General features: G+C 38.6%; 22 protein-coding genes. 6 read left to right on the top strand and 16 right to left on the bottom strand.

Annotation, left to right across the window (positions count from 1 at the left end):
- Positions 1-209: 209 nt before the first annotated feature.
- The 4 genes from msrB to RFX69_RS16645 all read left to right on the top strand — a co-directional run bounded on the left by msrB (position 210) and on the right by RFX69_RS16645 (position 2,653).
- The gene (msrB, locus tag RFX69_RS16660; RefSeq protein ID WP_000521160.1) at positions 210-629 is read left to right on the top strand and encodes a peptide-methionine (R)-S-oxide reductase MsrB; all 420 of its coding nucleotides are present in this window, start codon (positions 210-212) and stop codon (positions 627-629) included.
- Positions 626-1,111: a glutathione peroxidase gene (locus tag RFX69_RS16655; protein ID WP_000066032.1), complete on the top strand. Its 486-nt coding sequence runs from the start codon at positions 626-628 to the stop codon at positions 1,109-1,111. The genes msrB and RFX69_RS16655 overlap by 4 nt, the downstream gene beginning before the upstream one ends.
- Complete coding sequence (locus RFX69_RS16650) at positions 1,111-1,956, top strand: AraC family transcriptional regulator (RefSeq protein WP_000535310.1); 846 nt, start codon at positions 1,111-1,113, stop codon at positions 1,954-1,956. The genes RFX69_RS16655 and RFX69_RS16650 overlap by 1 nt, the downstream gene beginning before the upstream one ends.
- Before the next feature lie 64 nt (positions 1,957-2,020).
- Positions 2,021-2,653: a LysE family translocator gene (locus tag RFX69_RS16645; RefSeq protein WP_272317564.1), complete on the top strand. Its 633-nt coding sequence runs from the start codon at positions 2,021-2,023 to the stop codon at positions 2,651-2,653.
- 57 nt (positions 2,654-2,710) lie between these two features.
- Here RFX69_RS16645 and dapC read toward each other — a convergent pair whose 3' ends face one another.
- The 6 genes from dapC to RFX69_RS16615 form a co-directional block, all read right to left on the bottom strand.
- The gene (gene dapC, locus RFX69_RS16640; RefSeq protein ID WP_289332459.1) at positions 2,711-3,880 is read right to left on the bottom strand and encodes a succinyldiaminopimelate transaminase; all 1,170 of its coding nucleotides are present in this window, start codon (positions 3,878-3,880) and stop codon (positions 2,711-2,713) included.
- Between the two features lie 25 nt (positions 3,881-3,905).
- Positions 3,906-6,569, bottom strand: coding sequence for a [protein-PII] uridylyltransferase (gene glnD, locus RFX69_RS16635; RefSeq protein ID WP_289332439.1), 2,664 nt, complete (start codon positions 6,567-6,569; stop codon positions 3,906-3,908).
- A gap of 27 nt (positions 6,570-6,596) precedes the next feature.
- A complete protein-coding gene (gene purT, locus RFX69_RS16630) occupies positions 6,597-7,814 on the bottom strand; it encodes a formate-dependent phosphoribosylglycinamide formyltransferase (RefSeq protein WP_002000338.1) in 1,218 nt (405 codons plus the stop codon).
- Positions 7,815-7,916: 102 nt separating this feature from the next.
- Positions 7,917-8,306, bottom strand: a complete 390-nt coding sequence (locus RFX69_RS16625; protein WP_000084512.1) for a tautomerase family protein — start codon at positions 8,304-8,306, stop codon at positions 7,917-7,919.
- A gap of 128 nt (positions 8,307-8,434) precedes the next feature.
- The gene (gene ygaH, locus RFX69_RS16620; protein WP_001047279.1) at positions 8,435-8,776 is read right to left on the bottom strand and encodes an L-valine transporter subunit YgaH; all 342 of its coding nucleotides are present in this window, start codon (positions 8,774-8,776) and stop codon (positions 8,435-8,437) included.
- A 1-nt stretch (position 8,777) separates the two neighbouring features.
- Entirely contained in the window at positions 8,778-9,500 is a 723-nt protein-coding gene (locus RFX69_RS16615) for an AzlC family ABC transporter permease (protein WP_085940569.1), read from the bottom strand.
- Between the two features lie 119 nt (positions 9,501-9,619).
- On the opposite strand from RFX69_RS16615, the gene RFX69_RS16610 reads away from it, so the two are divergent.
- Complete coding sequence (locus RFX69_RS16610; protein ID WP_000477056.1) at positions 9,620-10,090, top strand: hypothetical protein; 471 nt, start codon at positions 9,620-9,622, stop codon at positions 10,088-10,090.
- A gap of 72 nt (positions 10,091-10,162) precedes the next feature.
- Here the strand turns inward: RFX69_RS16610 and RFX69_RS16605 are convergent, their stop codons facing one another.
- Positions 10,163-10,498 (bottom strand): hypothetical protein, encoded by a 336-nt coding sequence (locus RFX69_RS16605; protein WP_140952281.1) that lies wholly within the window; start codon positions 10,496-10,498, stop codon positions 10,163-10,165.
- Positions 10,499-10,670: 172 nt separating this feature from the next.
- Positions 10,671-11,378 carry a Crp/Fnr family transcriptional regulator gene (locus RFX69_RS16600; RefSeq protein ID WP_140952284.1) on the bottom strand — a complete coding sequence of 236 codons (708 nt, stop codon included), beginning with the start codon at positions 11,376-11,378 and terminating at the stop codon, positions 10,671-10,673.
- A gap of 92 nt (positions 11,379-11,470) precedes the next feature.
- On the opposite strand from RFX69_RS16600, the gene RFX69_RS16595 reads away from it, so the two are divergent.
- Positions 11,471-11,992 (top strand): DUF962 domain-containing protein, encoded by a 522-nt coding sequence (locus RFX69_RS16595; RefSeq protein WP_000067179.1) that lies wholly within the window; start codon positions 11,471-11,473, stop codon positions 11,990-11,992.
- Between the two features lie 46 nt (positions 11,993-12,038).
- Here RFX69_RS16595 and ychF read toward each other — a convergent pair whose 3' ends face one another.
- The 8 genes from ychF to RFX69_RS16555 all read right to left on the bottom strand — a co-directional run bounded on the left by ychF (position 12,039) and on the right by RFX69_RS16555 (position 20,521).
- The gene (gene ychF, locus RFX69_RS16590; RefSeq protein ID WP_000506572.1) at positions 12,039-13,130 is read right to left on the bottom strand and encodes a redox-regulated ATPase YchF; all 1,092 of its coding nucleotides are present in this window, start codon (positions 13,128-13,130) and stop codon (positions 12,039-12,041) included.
- Between the two features lie 93 nt (positions 13,131-13,223).
- Positions 13,224-13,883 (bottom strand): methionine ABC transporter permease, encoded by a 660-nt coding sequence (locus RFX69_RS16585; protein ID WP_001153959.1) that lies wholly within the window; start codon positions 13,881-13,883, stop codon positions 13,224-13,226.
- Positions 13,864-14,940, bottom strand: a complete 1,077-nt coding sequence (locus tag RFX69_RS16580; protein ID WP_085941321.1) for a methionine ABC transporter ATP-binding protein — start codon at positions 14,938-14,940, stop codon at positions 13,864-13,866. The genes RFX69_RS16585 and RFX69_RS16580 overlap by 20 nt, the downstream gene beginning before the upstream one ends.
- A 5-nt stretch (positions 14,941-14,945) precedes the next feature.
- Complete coding sequence (locus RFX69_RS16575; protein WP_031987013.1) at positions 14,946-15,779, bottom strand: MetQ/NlpA family ABC transporter substrate-binding protein; 834 nt, start codon at positions 15,777-15,779, stop codon at positions 14,946-14,948.
- A 13-nt stretch (positions 15,780-15,792) separates the two neighbouring features.
- Positions 15,793-16,623 carry a MetQ/NlpA family ABC transporter substrate-binding protein gene (locus RFX69_RS16570; protein WP_272234264.1) on the bottom strand — a complete coding sequence of 277 codons (831 nt, stop codon included), beginning with the start codon at positions 16,621-16,623 and terminating at the stop codon, positions 15,793-15,795.
- A gap of 14 nt (positions 16,624-16,637) precedes the next feature.
- On the bottom strand, positions 16,638-18,050 hold the full coding sequence (locus tag RFX69_RS16565) for an LLM class flavin-dependent oxidoreductase (protein ID WP_289332440.1): 1,413 nt from the start codon (positions 18,048-18,050) through the stop codon (positions 16,638-16,640).
- Positions 18,050-19,273, bottom strand: coding sequence for an SfnB family sulfur acquisition oxidoreductase (locus RFX69_RS16560; protein WP_000205190.1), 1,224 nt, complete (start codon positions 19,271-19,273; stop codon positions 18,050-18,052). Before RFX69_RS16560 ends, RFX69_RS16565 begins: the two co-directional genes overlap by 1 nt.
- Before the next feature lie 12 nt (positions 19,274-19,285).
- On the bottom strand, positions 19,286-20,521 hold the full coding sequence (locus tag RFX69_RS16555) for an SfnB family sulfur acquisition oxidoreductase (protein WP_289332441.1): 1,236 nt from the start codon (positions 20,519-20,521) through the stop codon (positions 19,286-19,288).
- Positions 20,522-20,757 lie beyond the last annotated feature (236 nt).

The raw sequence follows: 20,757 nt of genomic DNA, 5'->3' as shown, positions 1-20,757 counted from the left end.
ATAGCACCATCTTTGCTTCCTTAAAAGAAAATAAAATAAAAAATTGCTTTCTTTTGTTTTTGTATTTTGCTTACTTTTTGCTTTCTGTTACTTAGATGTTTAAAATCCAACAAATTTTACGTTCAGAGACTAGTGTTTTTTTGATGAATGGCGTAAATATAAAATACGATTATCAATTTATGTTTACATCAGAATAAAAGGTGCAGGTCATGGGAAAAGTTAATAAAACAGACCGAGAATGGCAAAGAGAGTTATCACCTGAAGAATATCGGATAACGCGACAAAAGGGCACTGAACCAGCATTTACGGGGCAATACTGGAATACTAAGCAACATGGCACATATGTTTGTCGTTGTTGTGGCGCGGAATTGTTTTCGTCAGATGCAAAATACGATAGCGGTTGTGGTTGGCCAAGTTTCTTTCGCCCTCTGAATGGAAGCGTTATTGATGAACATGAAGATTTAACGCATGGTATGGTCAGAACGGAAATTGTTTGTCATGATTGCGAAGCTCATCTTGGGCATGTTTTTGAAGATGGACCACAGCCGACAGGTTTGCGCTACTGTGTGAACTCGGCATCATTACAACTGAAAACACAAGAAAAAAATGATGAGGAAACCTATCCATGAGTAACATTTATCAGTTTGAAGCTGAATTGTTAGAGGGAGATATTAAACAATTCGCTGATTACAAAGGTAAAGTTTTATTAATTGTAAATACTGCAAGTAAATGTGGTTTTACTCCACAGTTTGCGGGCCTCGAAAAACTTTATGAAAAATATAAAGACCAAGGTTTAGAAGTTTTAGGTTTTCCCTGCAATCAGTTTGGTGGGCAAGATCCCGGAAGCAATAAAGAGATAGGTACATTTTGCCAGCGTAACTATGGTGTGAAATTCCCTATGTTTGCCAAAGTAGATGTAAAAGGTCCTGAAGCTCATGTGATCTTTAGATATTTAACCCGTGAAGCAAAAGGAATTTTAGGAAGCAGTACTATTAAATGGAACTTTACCAAGTTTTTAGTTGGTAAAGATGGTTCGGTTTTAAATCGTTATGCGCCAACAACCAAGCCTGAAGCATTGGAAGCTGATATTGAAAAAGCATTAGCGAGTTAATGGGTTCAATGAACGCTATTCCTCAAACTTTCGAGTTTTGGCAAGATCGGCGAATGCCTTATGTGGAAACCCGAAGGTCATGTTTTGGCAGAACATGTTATAAGTCTCATAGCCATCCAACATTTTCAATTGGTGCTATAGATGAGGGGAATAGTGTTTTTCAAAGTTCTTTTGGCACGGCACAAAAGATCTCGGCGGGTACATTAGTCATTGTGCCCGCACATGTTGAGCATTCATGTAATCCTATGCCAAATCAGGCATGGAGTTACCAGATGCTTCATTTAGATCTAGCATGGTTAAATCAACTGTATTCAGAATTTCAAGAGCAAGGTCTTGATTTACATATACCTCAGCATAAGCCGCTCATTATAAAAGACGAATCTTTATATGAAGCTTTTACTGAAATGAATGAGACATTATTTGATGCGCAAAAATTAATTTTTGAAAAAGAGCAGTCTCTTCTCCATTGCCTGATTCATTTGTTATTACCTCATTTTATTTTAGAAGAAATACAAAAGCCTCAATATTTATATAAAGACTTTTTAAACTTGATCGATGTGATTTCATCCTCAGAGGGTTTTATTTCTTTAGAAGAACTTGCTCAACGAGTAGGTTTAAGCAGATATGCAATCATACGTCTATTCAAAGCAAATGTAGGTTTAACTCCACATGCATTTCAAATTAATTTAAAAATTAATCAGGCTCGAGAGCAGCTCAAACAAGGCGTGCCACTTGCCGAATTGGCTGTAAATTTAGGTTTTAGTGATCAAAGTCATTTCCATAAAGCTTTTAAAGCACATACAGGGGTAACTCCTCGGCAGTTCCAGCTCGCAGCCGCGCAATAATTTACAAGAAATTGTTTAGCTCTATTTCTAAGATTTTCCAGACTGTTTTACAGATGAAGCTGTTATGGAAGTTTTTTTAGTTATTGCATTTACTCATTTTTTAGCACTCTTATCACCGGGTCCAGATTTCTTTCTTATTCTCACTAGTCTTCTACAAAAAGGACGCCGTTATACATATGGTATTGTTCTAGGAATCACTTTAGGAAATGCTTTAATTCTGGCTGGATGCCTGTTTGGTTTTATGTTGCTTGGAAATCTAAGTAGTATCTTACTTTTAATATTTAAATGGCTTGGCGCTTTATATTTGGCTTATTTGAGTTTTCTTTGTTTTAATGCAGCTCGATCTACAGTTCTAAATTTCTCAACCGACGTAAATAATTTAAGTGACCAAGCAGAAGATAAGCACAACAAAATTAAAAGCTTGGTATTAGGTTTGCAATCGAGTCTTCTAAATCCAAAAAATATTATGTTTTATAGTAGCTTAATGCTGCTTATACAACATAAATTTAGTTTATTTCAAAAACTGCTTATGAGTGTATGGATGGTCGGTGTGGTGTTAATCTGGAATATCTTATTGGTTAAACTGCTGGCCTATGAACGAATCTTAGTCAAAATTAAGCGCTCTGCAACAGGTTTATATTATTGTTCTGCGGTAGCTTTTATTCTTTTTGCTGTGCTTTTGATTACATATAAATAGTGTTATAGCCCAGTTGTACAACCTGAGTAAAAGGCTGTACAACTGCTAAGAAGAGGCTTAAAGAATCGCTTTTAAACGCTTAACCACTTCTTCACATTGAGCTAAATCTGCCACTAACGCCATACGTACATGGTTGGCTCCAGGGTTACCTTGTTCGGTATCACGAGATAAATAACGGCCCGGTAAGACTTTAATATGTGCTTTTTCCATCAGCATTTTGGAAAAAGTTTCATCATTATCCACTTTTAACCAATAGTAAAAACCAGCATCTGGTTTTTGTAATGGAAGTAAATGACCTAGCTCAGATTGAAATAAGTCAAATTTTGCACGATATTGCTTACGGTTTTCTTCAACATGGCTTTCATCATTCCATGCTGCAATTGAGGCAAGCTGATGTTGTACTGGCATTGCTGCGCCGTGATAGGTACGGTATTGCAAATATGGCTTTAATAAAGCAGCATCACCCGCTACAAAACCTGAACGCATACCCGGTAAGTTTGAGCGTTTTGAAAGTGAATGAAAAACGATACAGTTTTTGTAGTCATCACGGCCAAGCTCAGCACATACTTCTAATAAACCCGTAGGGGCTTGGTCAAACCAAAGTTCTGAATAGCATTCATCAGACGCAATAACGAAATTATATTGATCAGATAAGGCAATCAGCTTTTTAAATTGTTCTTTAGAAAGCACAGTACCTGTTGGATTACCCGGTGTACATACAAAAAGAAGGGCTGTCTTTTCCCAAACTTCTGCTGGCACAGCATCAAAGTCACCTAAATAGCCATTTTCTTCTGTGCAATTAATGAAGTATGGCTTTGCACCTGCAAGTAAAGCCGCACCTTCGTAAATTTGATAAAACGGATTTGGCATTACCACATAAGGTGCATCTTCACGATTAATTAATGCCTGTACAAAAGAGAAAATGCCTTCACGTGTACCAGAGACAGGCAAGATGTGGTTTTCAGCACTAATACTGTTAAGTTTAAAGCGCTTAGTTAACCAATCTGCAATGCTTTGGCGAAGCTCTGGTAAGCCTTTGCTGTTTGGATAAGTTGATAAATGGTTAAAGTTATCAATAATAGCCTGTTTAACAAACTCTGGTGCTGGATGCTTAGGTTCGCCAATTGATAGAGGAATCAAGGGAAGGTTAGCAGGAGTAGTATCCTTAAAAAGTTGGTTTAACTTTTCAAATGGATACGGATGTAATAACGACAAGCTAGAGTTCATTAAACAGTTACCAAGTAGTTGAGTTTCAGTGCTGACAAATTTGATTAGATGCTTCATCTAATGCAGCTTTCAGTTTTTCCGAGAAGAGTTTGACCTCTTCGTGATTCAGCGGTTTCCCATCTTTTTTGGTGACAAAGAAAATATCTTCGGCACGTTCACCTAAAGTTGCAATTCGGGCTGAATGGATGTCTAAGCCTTGCATCATAAATAAACCACCCACGCGTGCAAGTAGGCCAGGGTGATCGAGTGTTGAAATTTCGACCATATTTTGCTGTAAGGCTTCATTCAATGTTACATCGACTGTATTTTCGATATCGAAGTGACGTAATTGACGCGGAATACGGCGTTGCATGAGTCCCGGGTATTGGTCTGGTTGGCTAAGCGCCTTCACTAATGCATTTTTAACGGTTTCTTCACGTTCTGGGTCGGTAAGCAATGTACCGAAACGATCGAGTACAACATAAGTGTCTAAGCTAAATGCTGTACTGGCCGTGATAATTTTTGCATCCTGAACGTCTAGGTTCATGCGGTCTAAAACAGCAACAGTAGTAGCAAAAAGGTTGGGTTGGTCACGTGTATAAATAAAGATTTGCACCGCATCTTGAGCTGCTTTACGGTGAGCACGCAAGAGGACTAATGGCTCTGGATTATCACCATGTTTTAAAATTGCTTGTGTATGCCATGCAATTTCATCTGCCGACTCTTTAATGAAGTATTCATCACCAAGTTCTTGCCATACTTTTTCGACATCAGCCAATGCAAAGTTATTTACCAGTAATTCACTTGCTGCAAATTTGGTGTCTTCAATTAACATTTGGTAGTCAACAGGACGACCTAAACCTGTACGGATTACATCACGGGCATGCGTATAAAGTTGACGCATAAGCGATGCGCGCCATGTGTTCCAAAGTTTTGGATTTGTGGCGTTAATATCTGCAACTGTTAAAGTATAGAGATAATCAAGATGCTCCATGTCGCCAAGTTTTTCTGCAAAATCTTTCACGACATCTGGATCAGAAATATCTTTTTTCTGAGCTGTAAGTGACATGAGCAAATGGTTTTGAATAAGCCATGCAATTAATTTGCATTCACGCTCAGTAAAGCCATGTGCACGTCCAAACTCAATCGCGTCTTCTGCGCCAAGTTCACTATGGTCACCACCACGGCCTTTTGCAATGTCGTGGAATAAAGCAGCAATAAAGACAATATCTTGACGAGCAAGACGTTGGAAAACCGAACTTACCACAGGGAATTCTTTGGCAAATTCAGGTTCTCTAAAACGATTTAAATTACGCAGCAATAATAAGGTGTGGGCATCAACCGTATAGATATGAAATAGGTCATATTGCATAAGGCCCATAATTTGGCCAAAAGCAGGAATATAGTTTCCTAAAACCCCATAACGTTTCATCGCAACCAAGGTATCGTATAAACGATATGGTGAGCGAATAATCGACATAAACAGTGCTTGATGCTCTGGATTATCGCGATAACTTTGGTTGATTCGTTTCGCTGCAAGAATAAGTAAGCGTAAAGTCCGAGCGCGAATACCTTCAATATCTGGTCGATTGGCTAAAATATAAAATAGCTCTAAGATCGCGCTCGGATGCTCTGCAAAAATTTTATGATGCTGTACTGCAAGTTTATTGTCGACAATCTTAAAGTGATCGTTCACAACTTCAATTTTGCGTTCATAGTTGGGGAGTCGAGGAGTAATGACAGACTCACTAAAATACGCCAGCAACATTTCATTGAGTGTTGAAACCTGCTGCGCCGTACGGTAGTAGCGTTTCATGAATTGCTCAACGCCATAATTTACAGGTTGGCCTTCTTGACGAACGTAACCAAATTTAGCAGCAATTTCTCTTTGGTGGTCAAAGAGTAAACGGTTTTCATCACGTTTGGATAAACGGTGTAAATGATGTCGAATTTCCCAAAGAAAGCTTTCAGCTTCTTCTAAAACAGCCAATTCAAACTCTGAAATGAAACCTAAATGCACTAAGTCATAAATACGGTTCACTCGGAAGTGGCGTTTGGCAATCCAACCAATTTGATTAATGTCACGAATACCGCCCGGTGCATTTTTAATGTCAGGTTCTAAATTACTTTCGGTATTATTGTGTTGGTGGTAACGCTTGGCTTGTTCGGCCATTTTTGCGTCATAAAATGTTTTGTCTGTCCATGTCTGTGAAACAATACGGCGAGGCCATTTCGCAAGTTGTGTATTGCCCGTGATTAAACGCGCTTCAATTAAGGTGGTGGCAACAGTTAAATCGGTAGCGGCTTGTTCAACACAGCTTTGAATGGTACGAACACTAATACCTGGTTTGAAATTTCCTACATCCCATAAAGAGGAAATAAATGTAGAGATGCGCTTTTCATTTTCTTCACTGATTTCATCTTCAGACAAAATCATGATATCTACATCAGAATAGGGCAGCATTTCACGGCGCCCGTAACCACCTACTGCAAAAAGACCTAGTTTTGACTGGTCAAGTTCTGCATGTTTCCATAAAAAGACGAGCGCTTCATCTACTAAATCTGAACGAGCTTTAATGATTTCTCGAATAGATTGCCCATTTTCATATGAATCTTGCAATTGCTTTTCTACATCCGTTCGCCACTGATTAATGGCTTTAATATCATGATGACTTGAGACATAGTTCAGCAATGGCGATGTATTGATCATGAAAATGGGTCTACCAATAAGTAAAAATTAAAAGTTAGTTTGAACGCTTACTTGATCAGCGGTTTCTTTCGCTAAAGTACGGGCAAGATCAGTATTTTCAGCGCGAGCAGTTGCCACACCCATACGACGACGTTTGAAACCTTCTGGTTTACCAAACAAACGTAAGTCGGTATCTGGATGAGCTAAAGCCACATTCAGATTGCTATAACTTAAATTGTTAGCATCAACTCCAGCATAAATTACCGCACTTGCGGCAACACTGTGACGTGCTGTATTTACAGGTAAGCCTAAAATTGCACGTGCATGTAATTCAAATTCACTTTGAAATTGAGATGCTAAAGTTACAAGTCCTGTGTCGTGTGGACGAGGTGAAACCTCACTAAACCAAACCTTGTCGCCTTTAATAAACAGTTCTACACCAAAAATACCACAGCCACCAAGTGCTGTAGTCACTTTATTTGCAATGCGTTTGGCTTCCTCGAGTGCTGCAGGAGTCATGGGTTGTGGTTGCCAGCTTTCGACATAGTCGCCTGCATCTTGGCGATGACCAATTGGGTCACAGTAATGAGTTTCAATTTCACCTGTTTCAGGGTTTTTAGCGCGAACGGTAAGGAGTGTAATTTCAAAGTCAAAATCAATTTGAGACTCGATAATAACAGTGCCTTGGTTAACACGGCCACCTTGCATTGCATATTCCCATGCAGCATCGACTTCATCGAAACTTTTTACACGAGACTGTCCTTTACCAGAAGAAGACATGACCGGTTTTACAAAGTTTGGATAACCAATATCATCACAAGCAGCGCGGAAGCTTTCGAGCGTATCAGCAAAACGATAAGCAGATGTAGGTAAACCAAGTTCTTCAGCCGCAAGACGGCGAATACCTTCACGGTTCATGGTCAGGTTTACAGCTTTAGCAGATGGGATGACTGTTGCAGTTTTATTTGCTTCAATTTCTAGTAAAACTTCGGTCGCAATCGCTTCAATTTCTGGAACAATTAAATTTGGTTTAACTTTTTCAATGAGTTGTTTTAATTGGGCTGGATCTGCCATGTTTAACACATAAGAAAAATGTGCTACTTGCATAGCTGGAGCATGATCATAACGGTCGGCTGCATGTACTTCTACACCAAGGCGTTGTAGGGAAATTACAACTTCTTTGCCAAGCTCTCCTGAACCTAACAATAAAACTTTAAATGCAGAAGATTGAAGTGGGGTACCGAGTGTCACGCTCATGCGAATCATCCTGACAAAATTATTTTTTTAAGCATAGCAGAACTTAGGGTGGAGTTAAGCCTTATCATGCATAAAAAAAGTAATTTTGTCGGACAATTAAAAATGTAGTTTTTAGATATTAACCTGATAGTTTAAAAGCAATTCATCTGCATTTTTACCACGGATACCCCAATTTTCCTTAGGTGTTTCAAAAATAGTAATTTCAATGTCCTGAGGTGCAATTTTGCATTGCTCTTCAATATTGCGAAATAAGGTTTGAATAAGTTGCTTTTTAGTGGCTGGACTGCGGCCTGAAAACATTGAAAGTTCGATGATAATGTAATGTTGGCTTCTGTCAGATGGATAAATAAAATTCTCGGGTTTAAGGCTAATGAAGCGTTGAAATCTTTTCTCGACGGGATACTTCAATTCTTCAATAAGTGCTTGATGGATCGCATGAGAGAGCAGTTCGCGATACTGAATAATGGTTCGTTCATTTGCATAAATTTTAACTTGTGACATTTTTATCTCTAATCGCTAGATGGATTTATCTTTTAATAAATTTCAAAAATGAGTTTTTATGCTAGAAGTTATTATTCTTAATCACTTCTAGCATTTATATATTATATAAGGTTGATCAGTTTATCTATTTATAAAGGTAAATAAGTATAGATAAGGCCATAAACGATTGCGGCTGTTAAGGTGGCAGGAACAATTTTCTTAAATTTAAAATAAAGACCAGCTAGAACCAAAAATCCGATAAGCATTGCTAAACTCTTATTTGGAGTTTCAAGTAAAGGTGGAAGGGTTGCAACCACAAGCATGGCGCTAATCGCAGATATACCAATACTTCCCAAAGCGATTTTTAACCAGATTGAGCCGCGTCTTTGTTGGTTGCCCTGTAGTTTTTGTATTACGAAAAATGGTCCGAAGCGTGAAGCAAAATTAGCAATACCCACAATAATGCCGACCAAAATAATTTCTAGGTTCATATTAAGCTTCAACCTCATCAAATTGTTTCAGCACATAATATTTAAATAGACCTGCTAAAATGCCTGAAAGAATGCCAATAAAGATAGCCGCTGATAAGTTAATCCAATAACATGCCAAAGCTGACACCACTAACGATACAGCAACTACAAGGCTATGCTTTCGTTCAAATGCCGCTAATAAAAAACTTAAAAATAAAGCAGGTAATAAGAAGTCTAAAGCTGCTTGTAAAAACTTTGGAAGGTGTGCGACTTGATCTGCAAATAACCCGCCTAATAATGAACCACTTGCCCAAGACATCCAGCTAAATAGACTTAAGCCCAACATCCAAGACTCGGACCATTGTTGTCTGCGCTGTGAAAGTTGGATCATACCACTGGCAAAAACTTCGTCCGTTAAACCCCAAGCCCAAACGGCTGTCTTCTTTAAATTTAATTTAGTGGGAATTAAATTATAAAGAGCAGGCCCATAAAGTACATGTCGTATATCAAGTGCAATGACTGTTAAGGCGGTTAACCATATAGAAGAACCACTTGCTAAAAGTGCGACCACTAAAAATTGGCTTGCACCTGCATACATGGAACAAGAAAGAAAAAATGCTTCCCATGGGCTAAAACCAAATTGAGATGCAGAAACGCCGAAGGCAAAAGAAACTGGTAAGTAGGTGAGAACGATGGCTTGACTATCTTTGGCACCTTGCCAAAAAGTTGCTGTTTGAGCAGCCATCTGTTGTTGATTTGACACAATACACCTTGGCAGTAAACCAATTATAAAAACTTGAAAGATTGAGTATTGTAGCCGAATTTAATAGCATAGTGCCGAAATGTTTAATTCGGCAGTTTGATATGTTCAAATCAAAGACTCGTTTAGTTTATATCGCCATCCTGAGTGCGAGCGTATTTATATTGCAAGGTTGTGATAATGGCAATCAGAGCTCAGATAAAAAAGTAGAAATTAAACCAGCGCCGAAACTAACGAATGATGCGACAGTTTATGCAAAAAAGGCATGGACATTAATCAATACTGTTGATCATTTAGTCTATGAAAAACAGCTCAGTCAAATTAATGATAATGTTCGTAAACCACTACGTCAGCTCAGTACAGACTGGCGTATCAATGTAAAAATGACAGATTCAGTCACTGAAGGAAAATATGCGCTTTGTCGTAAAGCTTTAACAAGTCTAGATGTATGGGCGCGCGAAACGCTTGAAAATAATAGTTCGGTTGCTCAAAAACAGGCAGATTATGAGCGCGATAAACAACAGTGTAAGGAAGCGATTGAAAATCCGAATTTAGGAAACACATCTCCTAAATAAAGCCTATACATATAAAAAAGCGAGATGATCAATCTCGCTTTTTTGCTTTAAACGATAATGGGTGAATGATAATTAAGGTTTTGTCGCAGCTTTAACTGTGTTGGCAGTTTTTACAGCATCTTGCTTCATTTGGTGAGTCATTTGATGTGATTCATGTTGTGCATGAGTCGCACTGGTCATTGCATCATGCTTTTGCATGGTTAAGTCTTTTTTAACTTCCTGTTTAGTTTTAGTTGCCTCTTTCTTTGCTTTTTGAGCTGTAGCTTTTCCATGTACCGCTACACATTTTCCACCTTTGTGATTTGGTCCAGTACCGCCTTGTAGTTGAGTTCCTTTTGGACATGCAAATGCCGAAACACTTAACATAGCCAATACGCCTGCTGTAAGAATTGTTGATAATTTTTTCATGTTAATCAGCGCCTTGTTGAGTATTATTGCTCAGCTTGAGTGTAAGGTGAAAAATTCTGCTTTAAAACATTTATTTTGTGGAAATAGAGTTTGAACAATGTTTTGATTTGCAGTGTTATCTAATTTTTTAATTTAATTTTAAGTTTTTATTATATAGCGGCGTTTCGTACAATTATGAATGAACTTGAGCAATTACTTTTAGTTTTTCAATATCTAAAATCTCAATTTTTCTAAAAGCAATTTTAATAATATTCTGTTTTTCAAGTAGGCTCAATTCATGGTTGATCGTCTGCCTAGATGTAGTCAGCATGTTGGCTAATTGCTCTTGAGAAATCTGAATTTGATGATCTTGAATAAGAATATGGTTACCGTATCCTTCTAAAATGAACAGAAGACGTTGTGCCAGCCTTTGAGAAATACTGCGTGTTTGTATCGCAATTTGTTCTAAGAAAACGTACCTGAGTTTTTGGCTGGTTAAACGTGCAAAATAATACCAATAATATGGATGTTCTTTTAGTAGCTCATTTAATGGTTTTGCGGGAATATGCAGAACTATACTTTTTTTCAAAGCAATCGCGTCGTGTGACCGTGGCTCATGATCAATTAAAGATATTTCACCGAACCACATAATCGGCTCAGCAATTGCAGAAAGTGCTTCATTACCATTTACATCGACATAACCTAAGCTAATTGAGCCTTCAAGGACGGTATAAATACCATCAAACTCATCTTGAGCGTGGAAAACGTAGCTATTTTTCTCAAAGGTGATTTGCTTGCCATGTTCTAAAATAAACTTTTGGAATGCTTCCGGAAGCACACTAAACCATGTGTTTTCTTTTAATCGGGTAATATAAATTAGGTCCAATATTCGGTCATCCATGAAAAAATTCATTACTTTGTCAATTAGCTGACAACTTTAAATTTTCCTTATTTGTACAGTATGACTATAGTTAAGTGAATAGGGAATAACTCATGTCAAATCTGGAGCAGAAACTGAGCCAATATGCGGCTTATCATTTAAATCATCAAAATATTTTGACGCATTTTATAGGCATTCCACTCATCGTGTTTTCAATTTTATGTTTAACAGCGAGGGCAGGAATCGATATTGGTAATTTTAAAGTTACTTTAGCTATGGTACTGATTGCAGCTAGTACGATCTATTATTTATTTCTAGATAAAGTTTTTGGTTTACTCATGCTCATGATATTGGTTGCTGTGTATCCACTAGCGAGCCAAATTGCCGAACTTTCTTTAGGACAATGGTTGGCTGCAAGTATTGGTTTCTTTGTTGTGGGATGGGCTTTTCAGTTTGTGGGGCATTATTTTGAAAAGAAAAAACCTGCTTTTGTTGATGATGTAATAGGACTTGCAATTGGACCACTATTTGTATTGGCAGAATTTATATTTATGTTAGGCTTTAGAAAGCCTTTGCATGAGCGAATTTTACACGAGGCGCGCAGTAAACGAGAGATGATGGATTTAAGCCATTAAATATAAAAAAGCCCCAATCTAGTGGGGCTTTTTTTTAAGCTTTAACTTAAACGTTAAAACGGAAATGCATTACATCACCATCTTGAACAACGTAAGTTTTACCTTCTAAACGCCATTTACCTGCTTCTTTAGCGCCGTTTTCACCGTTGTATTGCACGAAGTCATCATATGCAACAACTTCAGCACGGATAAAGCCTTTTTCGAAATCAGTATGGATAACACCAGCTGCTTGAGGAGCCGTTGCACCAACTTTTACTGTCCATGCACGAACTTCTTGTACACCAGCAGTGAAATAAGTTTGTAAACCTAAAAGTTTATAGCCTGCACGAATAACTACGTTTAAGCCCGGTTCTTCCATACCCATTGCTTCTAGGAACTCAGCACGATCTTCATCTTCTAATAATGAAATTTCAGCTTCGATTTGGTTGCAAAGCGGCACAACAATTGCGTTTTCTTCGGCAGCAAGTTTTTTAACAGCTTCTAAATGTGGGTTGTTTTCAAAACCGTCTTCTGCAACGTTTGCAATGTACATGGTTGGTTTCAAAGTCATTAAACCAAAACCACGGATTAATTTGCGTTCGTCATCAGACAAATCAGCCGCGCGAGCTGGTTTACCTTCGTCAAGTAACGGTTGGATTTTTTCTAAAACTGCTTTAGTTGCTACAGCTTCTTTGTCACCGCCTTTAGCAACTTTAGTTAAACGTAAAATTGCTTTAGCAACAGTCTCAAGGTCTGCAAGTGCAAGTTCAGTATTGATAGTTGCAATGTCATCTAATGGATCAATTTTACCATTTACGTGGATGACGTTTTCGTCTTCGAAACAACGTACAACGTGTGCAATTGCATCAGTTTCACGAATGTTAGCAAGAAACTGGTTACCCAAACCTTCGCCTTTTGATGCACCAGCAACAAGACCTGCAATGTCCACAAATTCCATAGTGGTCGGCAAAACACGCTGAGGGTTAACAATTGCAGCAAGTTTATCTAAACGTGGATCTGGAACAGGAACAATACCTGTGTTTGGCTCAATGGTACAGAACGGGAAGTTTTCCGCTGCAATCGCTGCTTTAGTTAATGCATTGAAAAGGGTAGATTTCCCTACATTTGGCAGACCAACAATACCGCAATTAAAACCCATGAAAACCACTCACAAATGTGTAAATTAAAAATTGTGGCTGATTTTACATGAAAGCCATGACAAAGTCATGGCTAGAGCAGGGTTCTGTTGTGTTTAAACTTTACGTTTATCGAGTTGCTGGGCTAATGCATCACCAGTCGCTTGTACTAACATGACTAAAACAATCAATACTAAAATAACAGCCAACATAATTTGCATATCAAAACGTTGATAACCATATCGATAAGCAATGTCTCCTAAGCCACCTGCACCAATAGCACCAGCAATCGCAGATGAGTTAATCATTGTCACAATAGTCACTGTAAAGCCTGCCACAATACCTGGCAAAGCCTCTGGTAAAAGTACGTGCCAGATAATTTGTTTGCGGTTACAACCCATGGCTTGTGCAGCTTCAATTAAGCCTTGATCGACTTCACGTAAGCTGACTTCTGCAATACGGGCAAAAAACGGAATGGCCGCAATCGTTAAGGGAACAACCGCTGCCCATACGCCATAACTTGTACCCACAATCCAGCGAGTAAGCGGAATAAGTGCAACCATTAAAATTAGAAAGGGTATTGAGCGAGTGATATTGATGACCCAACCCAAAGCCTGATTAATCTTTTGCGACGGATGAATGCCATGTTCAGAAGTGCTGACTAAAATAACAGCGATAGGTAAGCCAATTAAAAAGGCAATGAACGCAGATGCGCCTACCATGAGCAAGGTATCTACAGTTCCAGTAATTAATAAATCAATGAGCTGGTCTTGCATAGCCAAGTACCTCAAATTGTGCGATTGCTGTTAATGCATCTTGTTGTATAGATGAAAGATCAATTTCTACGTTAGGAATACCGACTAAAAGTGAGCCAATAATGTGCCCTTGAATGGTATCGACCTGACTTTGGTATAAATTGACGGGTGCTTTGAATTTGGCAAGTAGTTCTTGAATATCTGGAACCTGATGTGCTTCAGCCTCATATTTCAGTTTTACAATAATATGAGTCGAATCTTCATCGGGTAGACGGCTGATTTTAAAAGGCAGAGTGATCTGCTCAAGGTTTAATAGTTCTTGAGTAATTTGTTGCTCTGGTCGTGAAAATACCGACCAAACTTGCCCAGCCTCTACAATCTCACCTTGGTCAATCACCACGACTTGATCACAAATTTCTCGAATCACTTGCATTTCATGAGTAATTAATACAATGGTGAGACCAAGTTCCTGATTAATCTTTTTAAGTAAAGCCAAAATAGTGGCAGTACTTTCAGGATCAAGTGCCGAGGTTGCCTCGTCACACAGTAAAATTTCTGGGTGGTGAACAAGTGCGCGTGCAATACCAACACGTTGCTTTTGTCCGCCAGAAAGTTGTGATGGATAATAGTTAGATTTATCTGCAAGACCTACGAGAGCTAGAACCTCATTTACGCGTTGGTCAATATCTGCTTTGTTGTAATTGGAAACTTTTAAGGGCAATGCCACATTTTCCCAAACTGTTTTTGCAGACATTAAATTGAAATGTTGAAAAATCATTCCAATTCGTTGACGGGTTTGAATAAGCTCAGAATGGCTCAATTCAGCAATGTTTTGTTGATGAATATGAATGCTGCCAGTATTTACTTGTTCTAAACCATTTAATGTACGAAGTAAGGAAGATTTTCCTGCACCACTTTTACCAATAATGCCTAAAATCTTACCTTGAGGAATATCAAGGTTAATCTCTTTTAAAGCGTGCAGTTTTTGACCTTGAGATTGGTAAAACTTATTTAAACCACGAATTTTGATATGGGGTAGAGAAAAATCAACTTGTGATCCAAAACTCACCATCGTCATTCTCCTTATTTCCAGCCTTGAAACCACATACCTTTACCAAAGTCTTTATCCAGAATGTCTTGTGCTTGTTTTGAGTTCTGGAATGCTTTAACAAAGGTTGCAAGTTTTTGGTTTTTGTCTTGGTAATCGCGACGGGTCACAAACAAAATTGCATATTTTTTATCGATTGGGTCTAAAAATAATGCGCTATGTGGGTCGGTTACCTTTGCCATTTTTAAGTAGTGAGGGAAGCCGAAAATTAAATCGACATCATTATATGCATGTGCGGTTTGAGGGCCTTCAACTTCAACGAAGCTCAGCTGTTTCGGATTAGCAATAATGTCTTGAGTAGTTGAAAGCTCATTATTAATATCTTTAAGCTGAATTAAGCCAGCACGATGCAATAAAATTAAAGCACGGGCTAAATTAACCGGATCATTTGGAATGGCAACACGTGCATTTAAAGGTAAATCTTCAAATGATTTATATTTTTTTGAATATAAACCCACATGACTTCCTGAACCCACACCAAATGCATGTAAGTCATAACCCGTTTCTTTAACAGCATTACGTAGAAATACGCTTTGCTGGAAAAAGTTTGCATCAATATCGCCGTTTTGTACGGCAACATTGGGTGCTCGCCAATCAGAAAATTCAACGAGTTTGACATGAACGCCTTGCTTTTCTACTTCATTGGCAACGCTTTGTAATAGCTCTGCATAAGGCGGGCTAATGCCAATCGTTAAAACATCATCGGCTTTTTTATTTTTAATATAACGGTAACCGACAAGGCCCAGAACTACGATTAAAATCGTAATTCCGAGTAACCAAGGCTTATGCTGTTTGAACTGAATCGCCATAATCTTTCCGTTATTACTTCCAGCCAGGGAACCAAAGTTTTGGCCCAATTTCAGCATCTAACACAGCTTTAACTTTTGGCGAGTTTTGATAGATCTCAACAAATTTCTTTAATTTATCGCCCTTATCCTCATAGTCATTACGCACTACAAACAAAATGGCATAACGTTTATTGGTATTGTCATCCAGTAAAAGCGCACTATTAGGGTCTGCTGTTTTTGCTAAGCGCAAGTAATGTGGATAGCCAAAAGCCAAGTCAACATCATCAATTGCACGAGCAGTCTGTGGTCCTTCAACCTCAATAAATTGCAAATTTTTAGGGTTTGAAACAACATCTTTGAGTGCAGATAAGTGATTATTTGAATCTTTAAGCGTAATTAACTTAGCTTGTTGTAAAAGAAGTAGGGCACGACCTTGGTTCACCGGATCATTTGGAATGACCACACGTGCGTTTTGTGGCAATTCATCAAGACTTTTATATTTCTTTGAATATAGCCCCACATGTGACGCTGCACCCACTGCAAATGCCTTTAATTTAAAGCCAGTTTCTTTAATTGCATTATCTAAGAAGGGTTGATGCTGGAAAAAGTTCGCATCAATATCCCCATGATTTAAAGTAATGTTTGGGGTATTCCAGTCAGAAAATTCGACAAGTTTTACATTTAAACCTTGTTTCTTTGCTTCATCGGCAGCAGCTTGTAAAGGTTTTGCAAATGGTGGACTAATGCCAATCACAAGTTCATTTGAGCCACTTTGTCGATGTTTATTCCATAAGAACAAAGCAACAAAAAGAACTACAACGACTAAGCCTATGCCTAGCCATTTTTTAGAGGCTGTTTGAGCCATGTCTATCTCCAAATTTAAGCGGTTATTTCTTCAATTTTTGTTAAGTTTTTGCTGTTGTTATAGGGACTACATCGGAACGCTTGAACAGGGTGCTGTTCTGGTAATTGATCACCCCGATTAAAAATTTTGTTCCGTAGTGAACCCGTTTTATATGCAGTTTTATAGCGACCACGTTGTTGTAGCTCTGGAATGACCAAGCGAATAAAGTCATGGTGAGACTCAGGTGCAACAGTACGTGTCAAATTAAAGCCATCAATATCAGTCTCATCTAAAAGATGAATTAAGTATTCAGCAACTTCTTCGCCACTACCCACGATAAGGGGATAGCGACCGCCTAAAACATGTTGAGCTTTTAAGTCATTTTTTGTGATTTGCTGTTCTTTAAACTTTTCGGTAATCGAAACAATACTGTTACTTTTTTGGTAAGGAATTGCTTCATCATCGGCAAACTTACTTAAGTCAATGCCTGTTGAACTCGCATAATGCGCTAAGCCTGCTTCAGGACTTGCATACTGACGATATTCATTAAGTTTTTGTACAGCCAGATCATGTGTTTCGGCCACAACAACAGTTATGCCGACAAACACTTTAATATCGTTCGCTGAGCGTCCTTGCTGTTCGGCAAGAGTACGAATCTTTTTCACTTGTTCGCGAATTTTTTCGGGTTTGTCACCGCCAATAAATACACATTCAGCATGACGTGTTGCAAACTGCATACCTTTAGGTGAAGCACCTGCTTGAAATAGGGTTGGAGTGCGTTGCACAGAAGGAGATACCTGAAACACACCTTCACTCTGGTAATACTTTCCATGGTGGTGAATGGTATGCACCTTAGATGGATCTGTAAAAACACGCCGTACTTTATCTTTTTTAACTGCGTCGTTTTCCCAAGAACCTTCCCAATATTTGTAGCAAAGTTCTAAAAACTCTTCGGCTTGTTCATAGCGGGCATCGTGGTCTTTTAAACCCTTTTGACCAATTAAGCGTTCGGCACTATCTAGATAACCCGTCACGATATTCCAGCCAATACGACCTTGAGTTAAATGGTCAAGACTCGCAAAGCGGCGAGCAAATTGATATGGATGCTCATAGCTTAAGTTCACAGTGACCCCAAAACTTAAGTTTTGAGTGACTGCCGCCATTGCTGAAATGAGTGTATACGGGTCATGGCTCGGAAGCTGAATGGACTCTTTTAAAGTGAGATCTATACCGTTTTGATAGACGTCATACACACCTGTAATATCAGCGATAAACAAACCATCAAATAAACCATTTTCTAAAGTTTTGGCCTGTTCTGTCCAATAGCTCAATTCGTTAAAACGATGTGATTCATCACGTGGATGTGTCCATAAGCCATGATTAATATGACCAACGCAGTTCATATCAAAGGCGTTTAATAAAATCTCTTTCGCTTTGAAATCTGCCATTACAATGTCCCCCGACGAGGTGGTAGAACACCGTTAAGAACGTAGTTCCCAATAAAGTAATATTTCCATCGTGCGGCATCATGTAAGGTATGTACTCGCGCATTACGCCAGAAACGGTCTAGGCCATCTTGAGACTGACTACCACGGCTACCAGCAAGTTCAATCAGCTTAGACGATGCTTTGAGTGCGATATCGGTACTATGAGCACGTACTTTGGCAACATCGATGGATGCTTTAGCAATGTTCTCAGGTGTGGTTTCAATTTTTGCGGCATCAATTGATTGAGCGGCCTGTTTTAATAGGACTTCACTAGCTCGTACATCTACCGCAATGCGTCCTAATTCATAAATCGTTAAAGGATCTTGGTTTGCAGTTTCTACATTTGAATCAATCCATGGGCGAGCTTGATGTACTCTTTGCAAGCTTTCTTCAAAGGCTGCACGTGCAATGCCTACCTCAATCGATGCATGCATGATTTGAGCAAAAGGACCGACTAAGGTTGGTTGTAAAAATGCAGTATCAAAAGGAATAACATCATCTGCATCGACAAAAACTTGATCAAATTTAACTGTACCGCTGCCTGTGGTTTTTTGCCCAAAACCAGACCAGTCATCTACAAGTTTTAATCCTTGTGAACCACTTTTTACAAATGCCAGATACTCACGTCCTGCATCGTCTAAAACTAAGGTAGGAATACGGTGAGCAAATAGACTTCCTGTGCAGTAAAACTTTTCACCCTGAATAAGATAGCCATTTTCATGTGGACGAATGTTAGTTTGTTTATGGGTTGAAGTTTTAGTTTTAAACTCAGCAAGTGCATTACCAAAGCGGGTGCCATTTAACACTTCGCCGTATAAACGTTGTTTCTGAGTTTCTGTACCTGTATTGCGTAACACTTCTAATGCATAGAAGTGGTTTTGTGGAATTTGCCCGATTGAACCATCTGCACCGCTTAAAAGCGCAATTACTTTGGCAACTGTATGGCTTGAAACTTCGGCACCACCATATTGCTTTGGTACTGTAATTGCCCAAAGCCCAGACTGGCTTAATGCATCAATTTCGGTATACGGTAAAATTCGCTTAGCGTCTCGCTCAACTGCGGTTTTTTTAAATTGTTCGGCAAATTGTTCGGCAATTTCTAATGCTTCAGCATCATTTTGAATAATGTGGGCTTGGCCAGATGCCGATGTTTGTTTGGTTTGAACCGATTGATATGAAGTCATGACAATTTCTCCTTAAATCCAGGCATGGCGGGCAGGGAAATGACCATTAAGGTAATAATTGCCAATGGCATGTAATTTCCAGCGAACAGGGTCGTGTAAGGTATGTACACGGGCATTTCGCCAATGTTGATCTAAATTATGTTGGCTTAAGCTTGAGCGGCTACCGCCTAGCTCTAGTAGTTTTTCAGAGATTTGTAGGGCAGCATCATTGGCATAGACTTTTGCTTCTGCGACCAAAATTGAAGCTTTTGCTACTTGTTCGTCAGTCACTGTTTGAAGTTGATCAAGTTCATCTAAATATTCAGCAGCTTCATCAAGCAGTAAAATTGCTGCGTCGAGTAAAATATTTAACTTACCCCCCTCTTGTAGGGTGTAATGTTCAAAGCTGGCTTTTTCAACATTTGCATCAATAATTGGGCGCGCTTTGTGTATAGTCGATAAAGTATCTTCAAAAGCAGCTTCCGCAATACCGACATCAATTGCCACTTGTAATAACTGCGAATACGCACCGCGATAGGTTGGAACTTGTGTTAATAAACGCTCATCAAAAATAAGTTCAGGATTAATTTCAACATGATTTAATTTAACTGTACCGCTCGCTGTAGTACGTTGACCAAACCCATTCCAGTCATTAATAATTTCAATGCCTTGAGCATCTCGATTCACAATGACTAAAACCACATGACCTTCAGGATGAACCGCTTTAATTGCGAGCCAATGCGCAAAACTTGTTCCCGTCGAATAAAACTTTTCGCCGTTTAAAAAATATTTGCCGTTTTCAATAGTAAGCGTGGTTTTTAAGGTTTTTGAGTCATGGGTATTTCGTTCGGGACCACCGTTGGCAAGACGTTTACCGGCTAATATTTCTGAAAAGATAAATTGTTTTTGTTGTTCTGTACCCATGATTTCAATCAGGTTTAACAGGCTAATCTGATTTTGTGGAATCTGACCAACATTTGCATCACCTTTACTTAAAATACGGAAAACTTGTGCCAGTGTTTTATTGGAAACGAAAGCACCGCCGTATTTTTTTGCAATACGAATTCCGCCTAAGCCTTTTTGGCTAAAGCTTTCGATTTGCTCATGCGGTAATAAGCGTTGTTGATCACGTGTATTACGACCCTCTAAAGCAAAATCAGCCACTTGATAAGCAGCATTAATTGCTTGTTGATCATTTTGAATGACTTGGACGTATGCCGTCGTTTTAGATAGAGAATTAGACATAATGACACCTTGTATTGCTGTCATTACCTTACAAAAGAAATATTTTTCCACTAAACGAGGACTTATGCTCAGCTTATGAATAAAAATGCAAAGCACTTTTTTTGATTTTTAATAGATAAATATAGATATAGAAATATATTAAAAATCAATAAATTATATTTTTTATTTGTAAAATGAATAACTAAAAGGACTTTAATATGAAAAACAGCTATAAGTACGGTAAAAAAAGATATAAAAAATATAGACCTAACTGTCAGTGA

Origin of the sequence: Acinetobacter sp. 148 (assembly GCF_031196675.1) — a bacterium.
In the GTDB taxonomy this organism is placed as follows: domain Bacteria; phylum Pseudomonadota; class Gammaproteobacteria; order Pseudomonadales; family Moraxellaceae; genus Acinetobacter; species Acinetobacter baumannii.
Note: the sequence above shows the minus strand (reverse complement) of the source record. Positions and strands in the feature narration are given on the sequence as shown.